This is a genomic window from Botryobacter ruber (assembly GCF_003347595.2).
Classification (GTDB): Bacteria; Bacteroidota; Bacteroidia; order Cytophagales; family Hymenobacteraceae; genus Pontibacter; species Pontibacter ruber_A.
In genome coordinates, this window is the sequence record NZ_QCZK02000035.1 from 228,936 (window position 1) to 250,501 (window position 21,566).

Here is a 21,566-nt window from a genome sequence, read left to right on the forward strand (position 1 = left end):
CTAATGTTAATTAACAGTTAGCCTGGCGCCCCTGCTTTTGAGTTCAGGATAAGCGTAAAGTGGGAGCATAACGTCCATTAATAACATGCTTAAGTTTAGTACCCTTGCAGGATTTTTAAACTCTGCCGGAGGCGTTTCGGGCGATACTGGTAGTGCAGCAACAGGAAAGCGGCCTGCTGCTACATTTTTGCCAGTGTAAGCCACAAAAGTGATAGTTTGTTTTTCTGAACCTGCGTAATATTGTTCCTGCTATCGGGCGCACTGTTAAGGCAGCTGCCCGGTATCCTTAGCTTAGGTTTTAAGCAGGCAGGACATTCCGCCATGCGCATATTTACTTTATCTACATGAAAAAATCACTTTTGTATGTTCTGGCCGTCGCTTGTCTGCAGGTACCGGCATGCCAGAACAAATTAGCAGGAACATCTTCTGTTACAGCGACTGCTGCAGGGGTTCCGGAGAAGCAGCAGCAACAGCAGCAACAGCAGCAGCCCAACATTGTTTTTATCCTGGCCGATGACCTGGGATGGGGGGAGTTAGGCTGTTATGGGAACAGCTTCAACGAAACGCCTAACCTGGATAAACTGGCTTCGCAAGGTATAAAGTTTACAAGTGCCTATGCGGCAGCGCCGGTTTGTTCGCCAACGCGCGCCAGCTTTGTAACAGGCCAGTATCCGGCCCGTGTTGGTATTACCGATTTCCTGGCCCCGCATACCAGTAGACTGCTGGACCCTGCGAAGTACATAACCGTTAACGAAGCGTTGGGGGCAGCCGGGTATCATACGGGGTTGGTAGGCAAGTGGCACCTGGATACCGATTTCAAGGAAAACAAAGGCGGCCCCGATAAGCATGGCTTTAATGAAGTGATCGGTACCGAAACCAAGTACATTGCCGATGGCGATTACTTTTATCCCTATGACAAAATAAGCACATTTACGAGCGGAAAGCAGGATGAATACCTGACTGACCGGCAAAGCGAGGAGGGAATGGAATTTATCCGGCGGAATAAAAACAAGCCGTTTTTCCTGTACCTTTCTTACTACAGTGTACACACCAAACTGGAAGCGCCCGAGGACCTGGTAGCAAAGTACAAGCAAAAGTTTGATGCCAAATACGGAAAAGGCCAGGCCGACAAACTGTTTGATGGTCCAAAAAATAAAAAACACCAGTCGAAGCACGCCGATAACCCTTACCTGGCTGCCATGCTGGAACGGATTGATACAGGCGTAGGAAACATTATGCTGGAGCTGGAGAAAAACGGGCTGGCAGAAAACACGTTGCTGGTTTTCTTCTCTGATAACGGTGGTGCGAACAATGTAGGCAATAACGGGGATTTCAGGATGCACAAAACCTGGTTGTATGAAGGAGGAATCAGGGAGCCGCTCATCATGCGTATGCCAGGCAAAATTAAGGCTGGAAGTGAGACAGCGGTTCCGGTTAGCAGTATCGATTTTTATCCGACCTTCCTGGAACTTGCCAACGCTGCCCCACCGGTGGGGCACCAGCTGGATGGTGTTAGTCTTGCTCCTTTTATCACCAAAGGGGAGGACCTCAGCCGTGATGTGTTATACTGGCACTATCCTGCCGAAACCGGAAACTGGAAAGACCGCATGTCCAGCGCAGTTCGTAAAGGCGACTTTAAGCTGATCCAGTTTTATGCCGATAACAGGGTGGAGCTTTATAACCTGAAAACAGACGCAGCAGAAAAACATAACCTGGCAGCAAAAATGCCTGACAAAGTAAAAGAACTCCAGCAGTTGCTCAACAAGTGGAAAACCGAGGTGAACGCGGAGCAGCCTGCTACCTGACCCCTTACCCGATGAGCAGTGGCTGTGGTGGCTGGTGCAGCAAATGCTTTTAACCTTTCATGGGCAAGTCTTGTGCATGGCGTGATATAGTTTAGCATATTTTGACCGGATGAATATTAAAAAAACTGTTTTCCTGGTAGCCTGTTGTGCCTTTGGCTGGGGCTGTACTACCGTTGCTGTACAAAACAGCGCAACACAAACAACTGAAAAAACGGGTGCAGGTGCAGGGTATTTTACCAACCCAATTGGCAAGGGAGCCGACCCGTGGGTGGTCAGGAAAGACGGCTACTACTACGCCTGCGGCTCCGGGAAGGGGGGCATCTGGGTGTCCAGGTCCGACAAGCTTACCGACCTGGGCGAACGGAAAGTGGTCTGGAAAAAACCGGAAACAGGCTGGAACATGGCAAGCGTCTGGGCGCCTGAACTTCATTTCCTGGATGGCAAATGGTATATCTACTATGCGGCAGCCAAAGCAGAAGGAAAACCCTTTATTCATCAGCGGTCCGGTGTGCTGGAATCTGTTTCCGATGATGCTTTCGGGCCTTACCGCGACAAGGGGATGCTCTATACCGGCGACAGTATCGGGCATGCTTCCGCAGCGCCTGTCTGGGCAATCGATTTAACCCCTGTGCAACTGAACGGAAAGCTGTATGCCGTATGGTCCGGCTGGGAAAAGAACGCAGCTACCGATAAAACCAAACAGCACTTGTACATCGCCGCCATGCGCAACCCCTGGACTATCAGCAGCAACCGGGTTAAGATTTCATCGCCTGAAGAAAGTTGGGAAACCGGAGGGCCCCTGGACCTGAATGAAGGGCCGCAGCTGCTGCGCAAAAACGGAAAAGCTTTTATTATTTACTCCTGCCGCGAGTCGTGGCTGAAAGAGTACAGGCTGGGACAGCTGATGTTGCAGGATACGACCTTAAACCCCTTGGAACCTGCAAACTGGGTTAAAAAAGGACCCGTGTTCCAGGGCACCGATACGGTATATGGGGTGGGGCATGCCAGCTTCACTACCTCCCCCGACGGCACCGAAGACTGGATTGTGTACCATGCCAAAGTATCTACCCAGCCTGGCTGGGAAAGGGACATCAGGATACAAAAGTTTACCTGGGACAAGCAGGGCGAACCTGTTTTCGGTACACCGGTAACAGCAGGAGTGGCTATGGAGGCACCATCAGAGAACAACAACGGAAAAAAACTGCGGAAGAAATAATTTTCCGGTTCCATTTAACCTTCGGGCTGTTTTTCGCTCTAACAGGGTAGTACAGGCTTCGGTGTTGCAGCGGCAACCAAAACCTGCAGTTGCGGCACCCGGAGGAGGGTGCCAGGTCCTTATTCCCAACTTTACCTTTGTCAGCAAATGAAAAACAAGTCTGCCTATCCCGTTGTCGTGCTGGTGCTGCTCCTGAGTGGTATGTTGCTCGTTTCGTTTAAAAACGCCACTAGCTATGTTAAAAAAGCTTTCCCTTACAAGAAAGAAGGACTTACAGAACGGCAGGCGGCAGCGCACCTGTTAAGCCGCTTTACCTACGGGGCAAAGCCCGGGCAGGTAGACGAGGTGGTGAAAATGGGACTCGAAAACTGGTTTGCGCAACAGCTGGCCGCTAACCAGCCGGAGGACCGGGTAGAACAACTGCTGGCAGGTTACAACTCCCTCCGGATGACGAACGAGCAGATTGCCCGCACCTATCCCAAAGGCGGGCAACTCCTGAAAATGGCGATCCGTGACGGAGCCATAGCGAAAGATGCTGTAAAAAAAGAAAAAGAAAACAGGGCAGAATACCGGAAGGCGCTTCAGGCCTACATGCTGCAGAACAACTACAAGCTGCAGAATGAACTGAACCGGGAGCTGCAAAACCAGAAAATACTGCGGGCCACGTATTCGCAGAACCAGCTGCAGGAGGTACTTACCAGTTTCTGGTTCAACCACTTTAATGTGTCGCTCAGCGATAACGACTGCGCCCGTTTTATAGTTACCTACGAACGCGACGTGATCAGGCCCAATGCGCTCGGCAATTTTGAAACAATCCTGCTGGCAACGGCCCAGTCGCCGGCTATGCTTACCTACCTCGATAATTTTATGAGTGCTGCTCCCACCGATGCCTCGTCTGCTGAACAGGAAAGGCGGGAGCAACGCATGCGCCAGCAGTTAAGGCGGCAGCAGCCAGGCCTTAGCCCTGTGCAGCAGAAGCAGGTGATGGAAAGGGTGCAGAAAGCCAGAAAAGAGCAGGGACTAAACGAGAATTATGCCCGGGAGATTATGGAGCTGCATACCCTGGGCGTAGATGGCGGCTATACCCAGCAGGATGTCACCCAGGCCGCCCGCGTCCTGACCGGCTGGACTATCTTCCCCGGTTTAAACGGCAACACGATCAACAGGAAGGAGCAGGCGGCGAACAGCAACGGCAACAGTGCTTATTTTGCCAGGCAGGGCTTTGTGCGTGAAGGCGATTTCCTGTTTGCTGCCAACCGGCACGATAAAGGAGAGAAAGTAGTAATGGGAACACGCTTTCCGGCAGGCGGGGGCTATGAAGAAGGGGTAAAGCTGATTAACATGCTGGCAAAGCACCCGGCAACTGCCCGTTTTATTTCTTCCAAGTTAGCGGTTCGTTTTGTGAGCGATAACCCGTCAAAGAGTTTGATCGATAAGATGGCCAAAACCTTTACCAAAACAGATGGCGACATCAGGCAGGTGCTTCTTACCATGGTTTCGTCGCCGGAATTCTGGAGCAAAGAAGCCTTGCGCGAAAAAACAAAGTCGCCGTTTGAGCTGGCAATAAGTTCGGTGCGCAGTCTGAATGCAGAGGTAACCAATCCGGCACCGTTAGCATTCTGGATAGCGAAAATGGGTGAAAAAATGTATGCCTACCAGGCCCCCACCGGCTTCCCCGATAAAGGGCAGTTCTGGATTAATACCGGCTCATTACTCTCCCGCATGAACTTTGGGCTGGCGCTGGTATCGCGGCGCATACCCGGGGTGCAACTGGACCTGGCGGCCCTGCACCAGAACCGCGAACCGGAAAGTGCGGAACATGCGCTCCGGATCTACAGCAATTACCTGCTGCCCGAGCGCAACCTGGACGAAACGGTGCAACGGCTGACGCCGCTTGTCAACGACCCGGAATACAGCACCAAAGTAAATAATGCAGCCAGTAAATTAGCCCCGGACCAGGAAGATCAGCTGATGGAAGAAGAAGAAGTTATGCTCATGAACCGGAAAGGAAAAGAAAGACAAGCCCGGAAAAAGACCGCCGCCAGGCAGGAGCAGGCCTCGAACGGGCAGGACATGATGCTGGCGCAGGTGGTGGGCATTATCATTGGCTCGCCGGAATTTCAGCGGAGATAAGCGCAGGGTTTATAAAGTAACAATCTACCTTTAATCAAGGAACTTATGACAAGCAGAAGGGGATTTCTTAAATCAGGGGCGCTGGCACTGTTTGCGGCCGGACTCGGGGGAGTACCCAACTTCCTGGCGCAGGCTGCCGGCAGCAGTAAAATTCTGTCGCCTTACAAGAAAAACAAGGTGCTGGTTACCATTTTTCAGCGCGGCGCCATGGATGGCCTGATGGCGGTAACGCCTTTTACAGACGAATACCTGCAGAAGGCGCGTCCCGGCCTGTTTATGTCGGCTGCCCGAAGTGCTGCAAATCCCTTGATTGACCTGGACGGTCGGTTCGGGCTGCATCCTGCCATGGAAGCCTTTGCACCCCTGTTCCGCGAAAAACGACTGGCCATTGTGCATGGGGTAGGCTCCCCGAATAAAACCCGCTCCCACTTCGATGCCCAGGATTATATGGAAGCCGGCACGCCTTTCCGCAAAGGCACCAGCAGTGGCTGGCTGAACCGGGCAGTAGGGTTGCTGGGGCACGAAGCTGCCACGCCGTTTCAGGCGGTGAGCCTGACATCTTCGCTTCCCAAATCTTTTTATGGCGACCATCCTGCCGTGGCTATCAGTAACCTGCAGGAGTTTGCGATACAGATGCGGGGGAATGCCAGGGCAGCAAATGCCGCCGCAAACAGCTTCGAGGACCTCTACGACCAGACCTCTTCCACGCTGCTCAACAGGACCGGAAAGGAGAGTTTTGAGGCGCTTAAGATGCTGCAGAAAACGGATGTAAAGAATTATAAACCCGCCAACAATGCCCGTTACCCCAACAGCCCGCTGGGGAACTCGCTCAAGCAGATTGCACAGCTGATAAAGATGGATGTGGGGCTGGAAGTAGCATTTGCCGAAACAGGAGGCTGGGATACGCACTACAACCAGGGAACGGCACAAGGTACTTTTGCCCGCAATGTAACCGACCTGAGCCAGAGCGTGCTGGCCTTCTGGACCGACCTGGAAGCCTACCAGGATGAGGTGACGCTGATGACCATGACCGAGTTCGGGCGCACCGTAAAGCAGAACGGCAGCAACGGCACCGACCATGGCCGCGGCTCCTGCATGTTTGTCCTGGGCAACGATGTACATGGCGGCCTGGTGCACGGACAGGTGCCTACCCTTGCCATCGAAAACCTGGAAGATGGCCGCGACTTACCTGTTACCACCGATTTCAGAAGTGTATTCAGCGAAGTAGCCGGCCGGCACCTGCAGATCGAGCAGGCAAACGTGTTGTTCCCGGATTGGAAAGGGAATGGCATCGGCGTGATGGGACGCGTGTAAACCGGCATAAAAACAGCTGCACCAGGTTTGTGTTCTGAATGGCAAAATGCTGTTCGGTACCGCACTTACGCTCTTCTGACGAGTGGCCGCTTTTGCGTGGCCGCTCCCCAAAAACTTTATATTTATTCAAGCCTTTACAACTCTTCAAAATCATGAATTCAATAGTTCTCAGCGTACGCTTTTTGTTGGTAATCCTTTTTTGCGCATCAGCGGCTCTGGCAGATGTTAAGCTGCCACGGTTTATCAGCAACAGCATGGTACTGCAGCGGGACAGGCCCATTCCGGTATGGGGCTGGGCGGAACCGGGCGAGAAAGTGAGCGTTAGCTTCAACGGAAAAACGTACAACGCACAAACCGGAACCGATAAAAAGTGGCAGGTATCTGTTGATGCAACAAAAGCAGGTGGTCCGTTTGTCATGACCGTGAAAGGTAACAACACCATCGTTATCGAGGATATTCTGATTGGGGATGTGTGGATCTGTTCGGGCCAGTCGAACATGCAGTTTACCCTGGACAAGGTAAAGGAAAAATACAGCGCTGAAATTGCTTCATCGGCTAACCCCCAGATCAGGCATTTTAAGGTAGAACCTGCCGTCCGGTACGAACCGGCAGTTGATGTGAAATCCGGCGGATGGAAACAGGCAAACCCGGAAAATGTGTCGGGCTTTACAGCTGTAGGGTACTTTTTTGCCAGGGAGCTTTACAGTAAATATAAAGTGCCGATTGGCTTGCTGCATACCTCTTACGGAGGAACTCCCGCTGAAGCATGGGTTAGTGCCAGCACCCTGCAGGATTTCCCGCATTATTTGCAACATACCGACGAGCCCGCAGAAGGGGAACAACTGACAAGCATGCAGGAAAGGCGCAAACCAACAGTACTGTTCAACGGAATGGTTTCGCCGCTGATACCTTATGGTATAAAGGGCGTAATCTGGTACCAGGGCGAAGCGAATGCAAAGAAAGGCAGGGAGTACAGGCAACTGTTCCCGGCACTAATCAAAGAATGGCGTGAAAAATGGGGGCAGGGTGATTTCCCGTTTCTGTATGTGCAGCTGGCAAATTTCCAGAAAGCACCTGATATGCCTGCCGAAAGCGACTGGGCTGAACTACGGGAAGCGCAGGCCATGACACTTGCCTTGCCTAATACTGCCATGGCCGTGATACATGACATAGGAGAAGCAAAGGATATTCATCCTAAAAACAAAAAAGATGTTGGGCTCCGCTTAGCGTTAGCCGCCCGGAAAGTGGCCTACGGCGACAGTAAAGTCGTTTATTCCGGGCCGACTTTAAAGTCGGTGAAGGCAGAGCAGAACAGGTTGGTGCTCTCTTTTGATCATATAGGAGGAGGTTTGGTGGCTAAAGGTGGTGGCGACCTGAAACAATTTGCCATTGCAGGCCCCGATAAAAAGTACGTGTGGGCCAACGCCAGGATCGAAGGCGATAAAGTAATTGTGTGGCATGCCTCTGTTCCAGACCCCGTTTCCGTGAGGTATGCCTGGGCCAATAACCCCGAAGGCGCCAACCTGTATAACAAAGCTGGTCTGCCGGCTTCTTCTTTCAGAACGGATAAATAAGAAACAGCAGCAGCGGAAGCTGTTCTGCCAAAGCCTTACGTGTTGATTTTCCCTTGTTGCGGGCCGTTATCAGAAAACGCCTGCGGCAAGGGTTTTTTTGCTGTTCCACCGGCAGGAACAGGCGCCGGCATGGCAGCAGGTGTACTATTCCGGTCGTGAAAAAGTGTTCTGCTCCTGCCACCACAGCCACTGCTCCTCCTGGCTACAATCCTGCTAGCTTTTCCTACAAATGTGACACGCGGAGTAAGTAGCAAAATGTAATATTGCCTGCAGTAAAATCAGCCGGAACGGTGAGGCCGCTAACAGGAAAAGAAATATTGCCTGGCCTGTCCACCTGCCCCGGAAACCAAACTAAACCACTACTGTTCGTTATCTGCCATGAAAAAACACGTTAAAATCCTGGTGCCGCTGCTGCTGTTCACACTTCTGTTCGGGCCTGCCTTGCAGGCACAGCAACGCTGGACCGTTCAAAAAGCAAATGCCTGGTATGCGAAGCAGCCCTGGCTGGCGGGGTGCAACTACCTGCCACAAAATGCCATTAACCAGCTGGAAATGTGGCAGGCAGAAACCTTCGACCCCAAAACAATTGATATGGAACTGGGCTGGGCTGCGCAACTGGGCTTCAACACCATGCGGGTGTACCTGCAGGACCAGCTTTGGGTGCAGGATGCAGCAGGCTTTAAGAAGCGCATGGACCAGTTCCTGGATATCTGTGCCAGGCATAACATCAAACCCATGTTTGTGTTGTTCGACTCCTGCTGGGATCCTTTTCCGCGGTTAGGCAAGCAGCGGGCTCCCATCCAGGGCTTGCACAACTCCGGGTGGGTGCAGAGTCCGGGAGCAGAAATACTGCTGGACCCTACGCGGTACCCGGTGCTCGAACGCTATGTAAAGGACATTGTGGGCCATTTTAAAAATGATGACCGCATTCTGGCGTGGGATGTCTGGAATGAGCCGGATAACACAAACGACTCGAGCTACGGCAAGTTTGAACCCAAAAACAAAGTGGACCTGGTACTGAAACTCCTGCCGCAGGTTTTTGACTGGGCCAGAGCAGCGCAGCCTACCCAGCCCCTTACCTCGGGTATCTGGCGCGGCGACTGGTCATCCTGGGAGAAACTGGGCGCCATGGAAAAAGTACAACTCGAAAACTCGGATGTAATCTCTTTCCACAATTATGACGGCGCCGAAGAGTTTGAGAAGCGGGTGAAATGGCTGCTGCCCTACAACAGGCCGCTGTTGTGCACCGAGTATATGTCCAGGGGAAATAACAGCACCTTTCAAGGCTCCATGCCTGTTGCCAAAAAATACAAAGTGGCGGCCTTTAACTGGGGCTTTGTGGCCGGAAAATCAAATACTATTTATCCCTGGGATTCCTGGTCGAGCGCTTATGCCAGTGAGCCTAAGCTCTGGTTTCATGATATCCTGCGTGCCAACGGGCAGCCTTACCGGCAGGAGGAAGTAAATCTGATAAAACAACTCACCGCCCAGGACCAGAACCGAAGTGCTGCCGGCAAGAAGGCAAAAGTGAACTAAGCATTTGTAGCCTCGCCCTGGCCGCAGTTAATAATGCCGGGACCTGCCAGGTTGCCTGGCGGACAGGTCCGGAATACTCGTTTTGCTGTTTTAAAACTTTCATATCATCATGACCAAAAAACATACATTATTCCTGCTGCTCTTTACCGCATGCTTGGGTTTAGGCGCAACCGGCTTGTTGCAAAGCTGTGAGACAAAAGCTGAAAAGGGTAAGAGCGAACATGCTGCAGCCACTGCGGCTGAAGGTGCAGCAGCAGTAAAAAGGCTTCCATTCGGCAAGCTTAAAAATGGAACAGAGGCGTACTTATACACCCTCACCAACAAGCACAACACACAGGCTACCTTCACCGATTACGGCGGCCGGTTAGTAAGCTTGCAGGTGCCGGATAAAAACGGGAAAATGACGGATGTAGTGGCCGGTATGTCCGGCGTGGCCGCTTACGCCAGCAACACCGACGCTTACTTCGGGGCTACCATCGGGCGCTACGGCAACAGAATCGCCAATGGTAAATTTACATTGGACGGGAAAGAATATACCTTGTCGGTGAACAACGGGGCAAACACGCTGCACGGTGGCAAAAAAGGGTTTCAGAAAGTTATGTGGGAGGCGCAGCAACCCGATGCCCGCTCTGTTGTGTTTCAGTACCTGGCCAAAGACATGGAAGAGGGATTTCCCGGGAACCTGCACGTAAAAGTTACCTACACCCTGACGGATGAGAACGAACTGCGGATGGACTACGAGGCAACTACCGACAAGCCAACGGTGGTGAACCTGACGAACCACGCCTACTTTAACCTGAACGGCGAAGGCAGCGGCGACATTCTGGGGCACCGGCTGCAGATCAATGCCGACACCTACACGCCCGTAGATGCCACCCTGATTCCTACTGGTAAGCTTGCGCCGGTGGCGGGCACTCCCTTCGATTTTCGCAAACCTACTCCGATCGGTGCCAGTATTGAAACGGAAAATGAGCAGCTCACCAATGGCAAAGGCTACGACCACAATTATGTGCTGAACAAGGAGAAAAGCACGGGCATGACCAGGGCTGCCAGCGTGACAGGCGATAAAAGCGGTATTGTGATGGATGTGTACACCCTGGAGCCGGGGCTGCAGTTCTACAGCGGCAACTTTATGAAGGGTAAAAATACCTTTAAAGGCGGCAGTAAAGATGATTACCGGACTGCCTTCTGCCTGGAAACCCAGCACTTCCCGGATTCGCCGAACCAGCCTTCGTTCCCCTCCACTGTGTTAAAACCCGGTGAAACCTACCGTACCAGCACTGTCTATAAATTCGCTGTGCAAAAGTAAGTTTCCTGGTCTTCAGCCCTTCCTGCTCCGGTACATCACTTGTTGTAAAGGAGCCGGATAGCGGGCACGGCAGATGATCTTATATAAGAATAGTTGTACCGCTGTAAAACCGAAGCAGGTTTTGCAGGCTGGATAAAAAATAACATTTATGAAACGATTACTGATACTGTTAAGCCTTAGCTGTTTATTTGCTTCCTCCTGTAGTTTAAAGGAAAAACCCGACCAGCAGGGCACTGCGGCGCAGGTTAAGTCCGAAATGGCGGGCGATGAATCTGCCATTTACAACAATCCCGTGTTACCCGGCGATTATGCAGACCCCTCGGTGGTGCGGGTGGGAGAGGAATATTGGGCAACTGCTACATCATCGGAATGGGCGCCGCTGTTTCCGTTGCTCCACTCCAGGAACCTGGTAGACTGGGAAACAGTCGGTCATGTTTTCCCGGAAAATCTGCCGGACTGGGCTGAGTCAAATTTCTGGGCTCCGGAAATTTCGTACGACAACGGCAGGTTCTACATCTACTACACCGCCCGCAAAAAAGGCGGCAGCCTGTGCGTGGGAGTAGCCAGTGCTACCAGCGCAACGGGTCCTTACAAAGACCATGGGCCTATAGTTTGCCAGGAGGCCGGTGCTATCGACGGTTTTCCTATCCGGGATGAAAACGGCGATTTGTACCTGGTCTGGAAAGAGGATGGCAACAGCCGGAAGCTGCCCACGCCGCTCTGGGGCCAGCGCATGAACGAGGAGCGCACAGCCCTGCTGGGCAAAAAGTTTGAGTTGTTCCGCAACGATGCCGATACCTGGGAAGGCGGCCTGGTAGAAGGTCCGGCCATTATCAGGCGCAACGGCTATTTTTACACCTTTTATGCTGGTGATAAATGCTGCGGCCGCGCCTGTACGTATGGCGTTGGAGTTGCCCGGGCTAAAAAATTAACCGGCCCCTGGGTTAAGTTTTCCGGTAACCCGATCATGCAGCAGAACGAAGCCTGGAAGTGCGCCGGGCATGGCTCCATTGTAACCGACCAGCAGGGCCGCGACTTTTTCCTGTACCACGCTTACACCACCAACACTTTTGTTTACCCGGGCCGCCAGGGGCTACTGGACCAGATTTTATGGCGTGAAGACGGCTGGCCTTATTTTGAAGAATCTGCTCCAAGTGTAACAGCGCCGGCCCCTTACCAGCAGCAAGCGGTGGTGCAGCTGGATGTGCAGGATGAGTTTAACAGCCCGACCTTAGCTAAAAGCTGGCAATGGTCCGTTACGCAGGCGCCGGTGTATACGATAAGCGATACGAACAACGGGCAACTGTTGCTCAAAGCCTCTGCAGCGCAGATTGGCACCATGCTTGGCCAGCGTACCAAAGCCGGTGACTACACCGCCACTGCCGCACTGGACTGCCGCTCGCTGCCCAGGGGGACCCGGGCCGGGCTTTCTGCCTTCGGCGACCCTAACAATGCCATCGGTATAGCCTTGCAGAACGACAGTATTGTGCTCTGGCAGGTGAAGCGAAAAGAAGCCAGCGAACTAGCCCGTGTTGCAGCTCCGCCACAGGAAACACTTCAGTTTAAGCTAACGGTGCAGCAGGGGCACAAGCTGACATTTGCCTGGAGCGGAGATGGTTACAGCTGGAATGAACTAAACAACGGAGCGCCGGTCGATGGCTCTTTTCTGCCGCCCTGGGACAGAGGGGTGCGGGTTGGCCTGAGCGCCAAAGGCCCTGCCAGTACCGCTGCCACCTTTAACTGGTTTAAAATTAATTATAATCCTGTTGAAATTTAAACGAAACAGAATTGCCGGTGTCTAAGCAGCAGGAGAGGAGCAGAGGCTGTGGAGGCTGGTGCAGCCAACTTTAAAGAGCGGTTTGTTATAGTTTTGCTGCGTTTGCATAAACTATTGTGGAGCAGAGGCTGTGGAGGCGGGTGCAGTGGACAGTTTTGAGCGGTTGGTTGCCGGTTTTGCTGCCGGAACTGCCGGGAGGTGTTGCCTGTAAACATTTTGAAAGTAAGTTAATTCCCTGTACATCCATGCGTCAGAATATCCACCAAAACTGGCAGAAACGTCTGCTGCTTTTAATTGCTGCTTTTGTTCTGTTGTTTTCTGTAAATGGTTTTGCAGATGGGAATAAGTCTGTTTGGGGTACTATTATTGATGCCGGAACAAAGCAACCTGTCGCGTTTGTCACTGTTGCGCTAAAAGACAAAGCAGGGCAGGTGCTGACAGGAGCAGCCTGCGACATAGCCGGAAAGTTTGTGCTTACCAATGTAGCGCCGGGCGACTACAGCCTGTTGCTGAGTTATGTTGGTTACGTTTCCAAAACAAAAGCTATTTCCGTGCCCGATGCCGGCAACAGTGTCAGCCTGGGCAGCATAGAGTTACTGGCAGCAGACCTGGCTTTGCAGGAAGTGGTGGTAACGGCCGAACGGCCAATGGTGGAAGACACCGACGACGGCTATGTGTATAACGCTGAAAAAGATGTAAATGCTGTAGGCGGTACAGCGGCAGACCTGCTTGGCAATGTGCCCGGTTTAACCGTAGACCCGGACGGCAACCTGGAGATGCTGGGGACAACGAAAATAAAGGTGCTGATGGATGGAAAGCCTTCTTCCATTATGGCAGGCGACATGGCAGAAGCCCTGCGGCAGATTCCGGCAGATATTATAGCAAAAGTAGAAGTTATTACCTCGCCCTCTGCTAAATACGACGCTGAGGGTATTGGAGGCGTAATTAATATCGTTACAAAGAAAAATAAAACGATGCAGGGCTACAATGGTAGTGCCGGTATTACAGGAGGCAACCGTACGCAAGGTGCAAGCCTCAGCCTGAGCACCCGCAAAGGTAAACTGAACCTCCGCAGCAGTCTGAACGGTAGCCGTAACAGCGATTTTGGTAAAAATGAAGTAGAGCAGGTATACAACAGGGGCCGGATTGTGAACCAGGACAACACCTTCGGAGAGTCTGGCACCAGGCTAAACGGACACCTGGTTGGTGAACTGGACCTGAACGATAAGAACAGCCTCAGGGCCTCCCTGAAACTGGCAAACACGGCATCTGATACGGACCAGGAAAACAGGAGCGTGGAAACATCCTCGAAAGAAGCTGATTTCGGGAGGGAGCTCGACCGGAACCGCCGCTTAACCGGCAAAGAAAGTGCAAACGGCAGCATTGATCTAAACCTGGATTATACCCGCAATTTTAAAAAGAAAAACCAGGCGCTCAGCCTGATGATGATGTACAGCGGCACTACCCGCCGGCTTGACAATTTAACCACCCGCGAAAATGCCGCAAGTGTAATCAACCTTATCCAACAGAATAATAATAACAGTGAAAACGGTGAATTGTCGTTGCAGGCCGATTATGAACATCCGTTTAAAAAGATAGGACGGGTTGAAACCGGGGTAAAAGCCGTGCTCCGGGATGCTACCAGCAATTACCTGGTTTCTTCGGCTTCGTCGTGGGAGGAGCCGCTTACAGCGGATGCCAGGCGCACCAACATCTTTAACTACACCCAGAATATATACTCGGCTTATTTTTCACACACCCTAACCGTAAAGAAGAAGTATACCCTCCGGACAGGCGGGCGCTATGAGTACACCTCCATTTTTGCAGACTTTGTTTCGAGCGGAGCCACGCTGAGCAAGCCGTACAGCAATTTTATGCCAAACCTGAGCCTGAGCCTGAAACTCAGGAAAGAGCAGCGGCTTGGGCTGAGCTATTCTACCCGCATCCTGCGCCCGCAGATAAACTACCTCAATCCGTTTTTCGACGATACAAACGAACGTAACATACGCGTTGGCAACCCCGACTTATCACCGGAGGTATCTCACAGCACCACCCTCAGCTACAGCAGGTTCATTAAAACCGTCACGCTCAGAGCCACCGCTTACTGGCGCCTGGCAAATAACGACATCAGCAGTTACAGAACCTTCGACAGGCGCCCGAGCCGGGTAGCCCCACACGACTCCATCGATGCCATAACCACCACGTTCATGAATGTAGGGCGGAGCAACACAATCGGGACTTCGCTGAGTCTTTCGGGCCGTATCAACAAAAACGGCAATATTGGAAGTACCCTTGGCCTCTACTACAGCCAGATTAACGGCATTACCTATAATTCGTCTCTTAAACAGAACGAGCATACTTCCAGGAGTGGGCTGGTGTACAATGTGCAGCTGAATGGCACCTACCGGTTTCCAAAAGAACTTGTTTCCCAGTTTTCTACCGCTTTCAGTTCTCCTCGTATACAAGCACAAGGAAAAAGCACGATGTTGCCCCGTTACAACATATCCTTACGTAAAGACTTCTGGGGTAAGACTACCTCCCTGGGCTTTACGATAGAGAATTTCCTGAGCAGGAGTAACCAGACCCGGCACATTACCAATGCCGATCTGTTTACCAGCACGAATTTGCGCTACTCGTATAACCGCATATATCGCGTAAGCCTGACTTACCGATTCAATAAAATGGAATTCAAGGAGAAAGCGCCGAAAGTGCAGAAGACCATTACAAATGACGACACAGAAAAATAAAAGCCGCAGCTTATGAATGTAACCAGGCTGAATTTGTTAGAGGAAACAAGGTTTGAGAAGGTACCCGTACTCGTGTACGAAGATGCAGCAACCGCTAGCCGGGCTGTGGCTGCCAGGATTGCCGCTCTGATCCGAACAAAACAGGCAAAAAACGAAACAGCCGTGTTGGGGCTTGCCACGGGCGTTACCCCCATCCAGGTGTATGCGGAACTGGTACGGCTGCACCGGGAGGAAGAACTGAGTTTCCGGAACGTTGTTACGTTTAACCTGGATGAATACTACCCGATGCAACCTGAGGCAGAGCAAAGCTATGTGGCTTTCATGAACGAGCACCTGTTTAACCACATCGATATTGATAAAACCAACGTGCATATTCCGGACGGTACACTGGTACCGGAAGCGATTGAAGCTTTTTGCCTGGAATACGAGCAGAAAATAAGCTCCTTCGGAGGGCTGGACCTGCAAATCCTGGGTATAGGCCGGACGGGGCACGTCGGGTTTAACGAACCTGGTTCTGCTCCCAACTCCGGCACGCGCCTGGTTACCTTAAATGACCTCACCCGCCGGGATGCCTCCAGGGATTTTGGCGGAAAGGCCAATGTGCCTGCAAAGGCTATAACAATGGGTGTAGGTACAATCTTCAAAGCACGGGAAATTATCCTGATGGCCTGGCATAAGAAGAAAGCTGCCATTATCAAAAAGGCAGTGGAAGGCAAAATTACTTCGGAGGTACCTGCCACGTACCTGCAGCTGTCGGACAACGTGGATTTTGTACTGGATGCGGATGCGGCCTCAGAGTTAACCCGCTTCGATACACCCTGGCTGGTGAAAGACTGCCAGTGGACGCCGTTACTTGTAAAGAAAGCTGTGATCTGGCTGGCCCGGACAGTTAGAAAACCAATTCTGAAGCTGACCGAAGAAGACTACAACAACCATGGCATGGCGCAACTGGCTACAGAACAAGGTCCAGTTTATAACATCAACATCCAGGTGTTTAACAAGCTGCAGCATACCATAACCGGCTGGCCCGGCGGAAAACCAAACGCATCGGATTGCCAGCGGCCCGAGCGGGCGCTGCCGGAAAAGAAGAGGGTATTATTGTTTTCGCCACACCCCGATGATGACGCTATTTCCATGGGCGGTACCTTTATTCGCTTAGCCGACCAGGGGCATGAAGTGCACGTGGCCTACCAGACATCCGGAAACACAGCCGTGTGGGACGAAGAAGCGTTGCGCTATGTGGAGTTCAGCATCGATTTTGCCAGGCACCAGCAACAGGATACTACCGCGCAGGAGGAACTGTATACTGTTATGCGGGATGCACTGGCGGTTAAGCTGCCCAACCAGGCCGATATCAAAGCTGTTCAGGTAGTAAAAGGGCTTATCAGGAAGGGAGAGGCAAGAGCGGCTGCGCGGTTTGCCGGTTTGCCCGATGAGCGCATTCACTTCCTGGACCTGCCGTTCTACGACCGGGCTAAAACGCAGAAAGTGCTTGATTTTGAAGATGACATTCAGCAGACCATGGACATGCTCAATAGGGTAAAGCCCCACCAGGTGTTTGCCGCAGGCGATTTTGCCGACCCGCATGGCACGCACAAGGTTTGCTTTGATATTGTGCTGGAGGCCCTGCAGCGGCTCAGGAGCACAGAAGATTGGATAAACGACTGCTGGTTGTGGCTCTACCGTGGCGCCTGGTATGAGTTTGAGATGCACGAGATAGACATGGCCGTTCCGCTTTCGCCGCAGGAAGTGGAAAGAAAGCGGCAGGCCATTTTTAAACATCAGTCGCAAAAGGACAAGCCTGTTTTCCCGGGAGATGATGCCAGGGAATTCTGGGTAAGGGCCGAGGACCGTACCAGCGAGATGGCAAAAGCCTACAACCAGCTGGGGCTGGCAGAGTACGAGGCGATAGAGGCGTTTGCCAGGTGGAAATTTTAAGCCTGCTCCAAAGACCAGGCCCGCCGTAACTGCCGCCACCTAATGCCGCAGCCCCCTCCCGGATAAACGGAAGAAGTACTTCCACTGAACAACGTCATCCATCCTTCCTGCCATCGGCTGCGCTGCGGTACCGGCGGCGTGCAGCCTCTACCTGTTATCCGGCCAGCCTCTGCTCTGCGGGCACCCACAACAGGCCCGCTGTACTGCTTCTCTTAGAAGGCGGCAGCGTGCCTGCGCTGCCACAGTCGCTTCCGTTTTTTTACTCCCGTCTTTCTTACTGCCTCTCACTATGCCAGAAGCGGGAGCAAGGTAGGCAACTTGCCTGCAGGTGGCTGAATATCAGCGTTACCAACAGATATTTACCGGGATAACGGCTGTCACTGAAATAAACATTAGTTTGTGCCAGGCAGGCTTTTTAGAAATTTCCCCCCCCTCTTTAGCTGTCTCACCCCCCCTGTAATGCCTGGGAGAAGGGTACATTTGTAGAACAGTGGTTCAATCAAAAAATTACATGGATGTTTGTGAGGCTGCTAGTTTTATGTTGTAACATCAGTAGCTATCCCAACCGGGTACTGTTGAATAAACCGGTTAGGGTGTTAACGTGATTACTGAAATTACATCCTCAGAAGCTATACAAGTTGGGTAAGTAAGTTTTAATGGCAATGAATGCTTTTTATAAAAAAATAAATATTCTTGGCTTGCTTTTACTCTTGGGAGTAATCGGTAATGGCAAAGCCCAGGAAAATAAAAAGGTCCTGAAGCCGGTTGAAATAACTATAGATGCTGCTGCCAGAGCACAGGCAATAGATAATTTCGGCGCGGCAGGCTGCTGGTTTTCAGAAGCTATAGGAAGAAACTGGCCCCAGGAAAAGAAGGAACGGATAGCGGAGCTGCTCTTCAGTAAAGAGACAGATGCGCAGGGCAATCCGAAAGGCATAGGGCTATCGGCCTGGCGGTTTAACATTGGCGGCGGCACAGCCGAGCAGGGCGACAGCAGCGGCATCAGAAGTGTACACCACCGGGTAGAATGCTTTCTGAACCCCGACGGCACCTACGACTGGAGCAAGCAGTCCGGCTACAGGTGGTTTCTGCAAAAAGCAAAAAGCTACGGTGTCGAAAACCTGATTGCTTTCTCCAATACCCCTCCGGTTCAATTTACACAAAACGGCCTGGGTTTTAAAACAACTAAAGATTTCAGGTCTAACCTTCGGCCCGATAAATACGAGGCTTATGCCGATTTCCTGACAGAGGTAATAAAACACTTTGATGAAACAGGCATACACTTTAATTACATCAGCCCTGTAAATGAACCGCAATGGGACTGGACCGGAAAGTTTGGGGAAGCCAAGCAGGAGGGCACTCCCTGGCAGAATGAGGAAATTTACAAGGTAATAACTGCCCTGGACAAGTCGCTGGAGCAAAAGCAATTAAAGTCCCGGATTCTCACAACGGAGGCCGCTACACTTAAACACCTCTACGGCGATACAGGCGCTGCTTCGCGGCAGGTGCAGGCGTTGTACGATGCCGGCAGCAAGCTCTACCTGGGTAACCTGAAGCATGTTCCTAAACTAGTGGCAGGGCACAGCTACTTTACAGACGCAGGAGACAGTGCCATTATTGCCACGCGGAAGCAGCTGGCCGAAACGGTGCAGCAGCATGGCATTAAGTTCTGGCAATCTGAGTATTCGATGTTAGGCGATGGCTTCCGGGAGCGAGCCAGGGGCAGGCGGAGTGCTATGGATTGCGGGCTGTTCCTTGCAAAACTCATCCACCAGGACCTGACGGCAGGCAATGCCGCTGCCTGGCAGTTCTGGAATGCCTACGAGCCGGGCAGGGCTGAATCTGATACCCGTTACTACCTGATTGCGCTTCAGCCTAATAAAGATTTTACGGATGGGGATTTTGCCGCGACTAAAAACCTTTGGGCATTGGGCCATTACAGTTTGTTTGTCCGCCCCGGAATGCACCGCCTCCACATCCGGCGAAGCGACAACCTGGGTGCTGAGGAAGCAGCACAAAAGCTGATGGTTTCGGCCTTTGCAGATGGCAATGGAAAAACAGTTGTGGTAGCCATCAATTACCAGGCGCAGGAGCAGCAACTGAAGCTGAATGGCCAGGGTTTTAGCAAAGCAAAGACTTTCAGCAGCTACGTTACCACTGCCGCACCCGACGAAAACCTGAAGGCACAGCCTGTACAGATAATAAAGGATGGCATTCGGCTTCCGCCACGGTCTGTTACGACAGTTGTTGTGAATTAAACGGGCTTCAGCAACCTACACCGGCGGGAAGCGCCTGTTTAAAAGCTTTGGCTCTGTATGTATGAAGTATTTTAAGTTTTAAAGAACATGAAAAATAATTTTTTCAAAGTAAAAACGAACGTAAGTACGGCAATCAGCTTGTTGTCGGGTATCCTGCTTACTGGTTGTGCACCGCAGGCTGCCCGAAGTGTTGCAACAGAAGAGCAGCAGGTAACCACACCAGTTACGGACCCTGCCAAAAAACCAGGCAATCCTATCATCTGGGATAAATACACAGCTGACCCGGCGGCGCTGGTTTATAAAGACACCGTGTACCTATATGCGGGGCACGATGAAGGCCGTGATTTTTACCATATGAATGAGTGGCTGGTGTATTCTTCTACCGACATGGTAAACTGGAAGGAGCACCCGGTACCCTTAACGGCTAAAACTTTTGCCTGGGCAAAAGGCGATGCCTGGGCTTCGCAGGTGATTGAGCGAAACGGTAAGTTTTACTGGTTTGCCACCGTGGAACACGGTTCTATTCACGGGAAATCAATTGGTGTAGCAGTGGCAGACAAACCTACAGGTCCTTTTAAAGATGCTATTGGCAAAGCCTTAATAACGAACGATATGACCAAAGATACCCAAATACACTGGGACGATATCGACCCTTCTGTTATTATTGATGATGACGGGCAGGCCTACATGTTCTGGGGAAACACGGTGCCTTATTATGTGAAGTTAAAAGAGAACATGATTGAGATGGACGGTCCTTTCAAAAAGATTGAAGGGCTCCCCAATTACACAGAAGCCCCCTGGATACACAAGCGAAATGGCTGGTATTACCTGTCGTATGCCTACCAGTTCCCCGAAAAAATTGCCTATGCCATGAGCCGCAGCATCCACGGCCCCTGGGAGTTTAAGGGAATCCTGAACGAAATAGCAGGTAACTCCAACACAAATCACCAGTCCATTATCGATTATAAAGGCAAGTCCTACTTCATCTACCACAACGGCGGCATTCCGACAGGCGGTGGTAGTTACAGGCGCTCCGTTTGCATCGATTACCTCTATTATAACCCCGATGGCAGCATGAAACGTGTCCTGATGACGTCAGAAGGGGTGCAGCCTGCTACTGATGCCAGGCCTATGAAAGTGTCGCGCAAATAAAATAGTAGTAGACGGAGGTGATCTCAGTCAAACAGAGCAGCAGTGGCTATGGTGGCAGGTGCGATTGTTCATCAACCGGATGAGTTCAGATTAATTGCTCTTTTTGTAAGTAACAGCGTCTGTCTTTAACCAACGAGTGCAGCAGTCATTTCTCCTGGAAATTAGCTTCTTTTACACATGAATAAATATTGTTTAGCCCTCGACCTCATCGACGACCCGGACCTGATAGCCGAATACGAACACTGGCACAAAAGCGAAAACAGCTGGCCCGAAATCAGAAAGAGTATTCTCGACAGCGGCATTACGGGCATGGAAATTTACCGCACTGGCAACCGTCTATTTATGATAATGGAAACCGACGACCGTTTCAGTTTCGAGCGCAAAGCCGCCATGGATGCAGCCAACACAGCAGTACAGGAATGGGAGCAGTTGATGTGGAAGTTTCAGCAGCCTTTGCCTTGGGCAAAGCCAGGGGAGAAGTGGGTGCTGATGAATAAGATTTTTGAACTCCGGTAATTTTCTCATAAGGCAAAAACAACCAAAAGATTGAAAGATGCTAAGTAACAGGACTAGATTAGTCTAAGTTGTTTTCTTTTTGTCATCCTGGAAAGAACTTGTGAGCAAGGTGCAGAGATGCTTACTACTTACCACTTTTCCATTGTTGTTGAAATTATATTAACTTATTTATGCATTTAAACATATCGGTTGAATCACAATAAGCAGCATCGCAAGGACTCCAGGAGAAACTTTCTGGTAATTTTAGCGACAGCAGGGGCAGCCGCCACCTATTTGCCGCACCTGCTATTG

13 protein-coding genes are annotated in these 21,566 nt (G+C 51.5%); all 13 read left to right on the forward strand.

The genetic code is table 11. The features are described from left to right. Positions 1-344: 344 nt before the first annotated feature. The 13 genes from DCW36_RS10500 (at position 345) to DCW36_RS10560 (ending at position 21,275) form a co-directional block, all read left to right on the forward strand. Positions 345-1,805 carry a sulfatase gene (locus tag DCW36_RS10500; protein WP_114778587.1) on the forward strand — a complete coding sequence of 487 codons (1,461 nt, stop codon included), beginning with the start codon at positions 345-347 and terminating at the stop codon, positions 1,803-1,805. Between the two features lie 109 nt (positions 1,806-1,914). Beyond that, the gene (locus tag DCW36_RS10505; RefSeq protein WP_114778588.1) at positions 1,915-3,021 is read left to right on the forward strand and encodes a glycoside hydrolase family 43 protein; all 1,107 of its coding nucleotides are present in this window, start codon (positions 1,915-1,917) and stop codon (positions 3,019-3,021) included. Positions 3,022-3,168: 147 nt separating this feature from the next. Further along, positions 3,169-5,154, forward strand: coding sequence for a DUF1800 domain-containing protein (locus DCW36_RS10510; protein WP_114778589.1), 1,986 nt, complete (start codon positions 3,169-3,171; stop codon positions 5,152-5,154). 45 nt (positions 5,155-5,199) lie between these two features. Next, on the forward strand, positions 5,200-6,468 hold the full coding sequence (locus tag DCW36_RS10515; protein WP_114778590.1) for a DUF1501 domain-containing protein: 1,269 nt from the start codon (positions 5,200-5,202) through the stop codon (positions 6,466-6,468). Between the two features lie 152 nt (positions 6,469-6,620). Beyond that, the gene (locus DCW36_RS10520) at positions 6,621-8,042 is read left to right on the forward strand and encodes a sialate O-acetylesterase (protein ID WP_114778613.1); all 1,422 of its coding nucleotides are present in this window, start codon (positions 6,621-6,623) and stop codon (positions 8,040-8,042) included. Positions 8,043-8,420: 378 nt separating this feature from the next. Continuing rightward, positions 8,421-9,578, forward strand: coding sequence for a glycoside hydrolase 5 family protein (locus DCW36_RS10525; protein ID WP_114778591.1), 1,158 nt, complete (start codon positions 8,421-8,423; stop codon positions 9,576-9,578). Between the two features lie 109 nt (positions 9,579-9,687). Continuing rightward, the gene (locus tag DCW36_RS10530) at positions 9,688-10,887 is read left to right on the forward strand and encodes an aldose epimerase family protein (protein WP_114778592.1); all 1,200 of its coding nucleotides are present in this window, start codon (positions 9,688-9,690) and stop codon (positions 10,885-10,887) included. A gap of 148 nt (positions 10,888-11,035) precedes the next feature. Then, the gene (locus DCW36_RS10535; protein ID WP_114778593.1) at positions 11,036-12,664 is read left to right on the forward strand and encodes a family 43 glycosylhydrolase; all 1,629 of its coding nucleotides are present in this window, start codon (positions 11,036-11,038) and stop codon (positions 12,662-12,664) included. 245 nt (positions 12,665-12,909) lie between these two features. Beyond that, positions 12,910-15,411 (forward strand): TonB-dependent receptor domain-containing protein, encoded by a 2,502-nt coding sequence (locus tag DCW36_RS10540; protein ID WP_114778594.1) that lies wholly within the window; start codon positions 12,910-12,912, stop codon positions 15,409-15,411. A gap of 12 nt (positions 15,412-15,423) precedes the next feature. Beyond that, positions 15,424-17,349, forward strand: a complete 1,926-nt coding sequence (gene nagB, locus DCW36_RS10545) for a glucosamine-6-phosphate deaminase (RefSeq protein WP_114778595.1) — start codon at positions 15,424-15,426, stop codon at positions 17,347-17,349. 698 nt (positions 17,350-18,047) lie between these two features. Beyond that, the gene (locus tag DCW36_RS10550) at positions 18,048-19,607 is read left to right on the forward strand and encodes a glycoside hydrolase (RefSeq protein WP_240676124.1); all 1,560 of its coding nucleotides are present in this window, start codon (positions 18,048-18,050) and stop codon (positions 19,605-19,607) included. A gap of 87 nt (positions 19,608-19,694) precedes the next feature. Beyond that, entirely contained in the window at positions 19,695-20,759 is a 1,065-nt protein-coding gene (locus DCW36_RS10555; RefSeq protein WP_114778596.1) for a glycoside hydrolase family 43 protein, read from the forward strand. 177 nt (positions 20,760-20,936) lie between these two features. Beyond that, on the forward strand, positions 20,937-21,275 hold the full coding sequence (locus tag DCW36_RS10560; RefSeq protein WP_114778597.1) for an L-rhamnose mutarotase: 339 nt from the start codon (positions 20,937-20,939) through the stop codon (positions 21,273-21,275). Positions 21,276-21,566: the final 291 nt, after the last annotated feature.

Excerpts from the sequence above, each read along its gene's own strand:
- DCW36_RS10500 (WP_114778587.1), top strand. The coding sequence starts at position 345 with ATGAAAAAATCACTTTTGTATGTTCTGGCCGTCGCTTGTCTGCAGGTA.
- DCW36_RS10505 (WP_114778588.1), top strand. The coding sequence starts at position 1,915 with ATGAATATTAAAAAAACTGTTTTCCTGGTAGCCTGTTGTGCCTTTGGC.
- DCW36_RS10510 (WP_114778589.1), top strand. The coding sequence starts at position 3,169 with ATGAAAAACAAGTCTGCCTATCCCGTTGTCGTGCTGGTGCTGCTCCTG.
- DCW36_RS10515 (WP_114778590.1), top strand. The coding sequence starts at position 5,200 with ATGACAAGCAGAAGGGGATTTCTTAAATCAGGGGCGCTGGCACTGTTT.
- DCW36_RS10520 (WP_114778613.1), top strand. The coding sequence starts at position 6,621 with ATGAATTCAATAGTTCTCAGCGTACGCTTTTTGTTGGTAATCCTTTTT.
- DCW36_RS10525 (WP_114778591.1), top strand. The coding sequence starts at position 8,421 with ATGAAAAAACACGTTAAAATCCTGGTGCCGCTGCTGCTGTTCACACTT.
- DCW36_RS10530 (WP_114778592.1), top strand. The coding sequence starts at position 9,688 with ATGACCAAAAAACATACATTATTCCTGCTGCTCTTTACCGCATGCTTG.
- DCW36_RS10535 (WP_114778593.1), top strand. The coding sequence starts at position 11,036 with ATGAAACGATTACTGATACTGTTAAGCCTTAGCTGTTTATTTGCTTCC.
- DCW36_RS10540 (WP_114778594.1), top strand. The coding sequence starts at position 12,910 with ATGCGTCAGAATATCCACCAAAACTGGCAGAAACGTCTGCTGCTTTTA.
- nagB (WP_114778595.1), top strand. The coding sequence starts at position 15,424 with ATGAATGTAACCAGGCTGAATTTGTTAGAGGAAACAAGGTTTGAGAAG.
- DCW36_RS10555 (WP_114778596.1), top strand. The coding sequence starts at position 19,695 with ATGAAAAATAATTTTTTCAAAGTAAAAACGAACGTAAGTACGGCAATC.
- DCW36_RS10560 (WP_114778597.1), top strand. The coding sequence starts at position 20,937 with ATGAATAAATATTGTTTAGCCCTCGACCTCATCGACGACCCGGACCTG.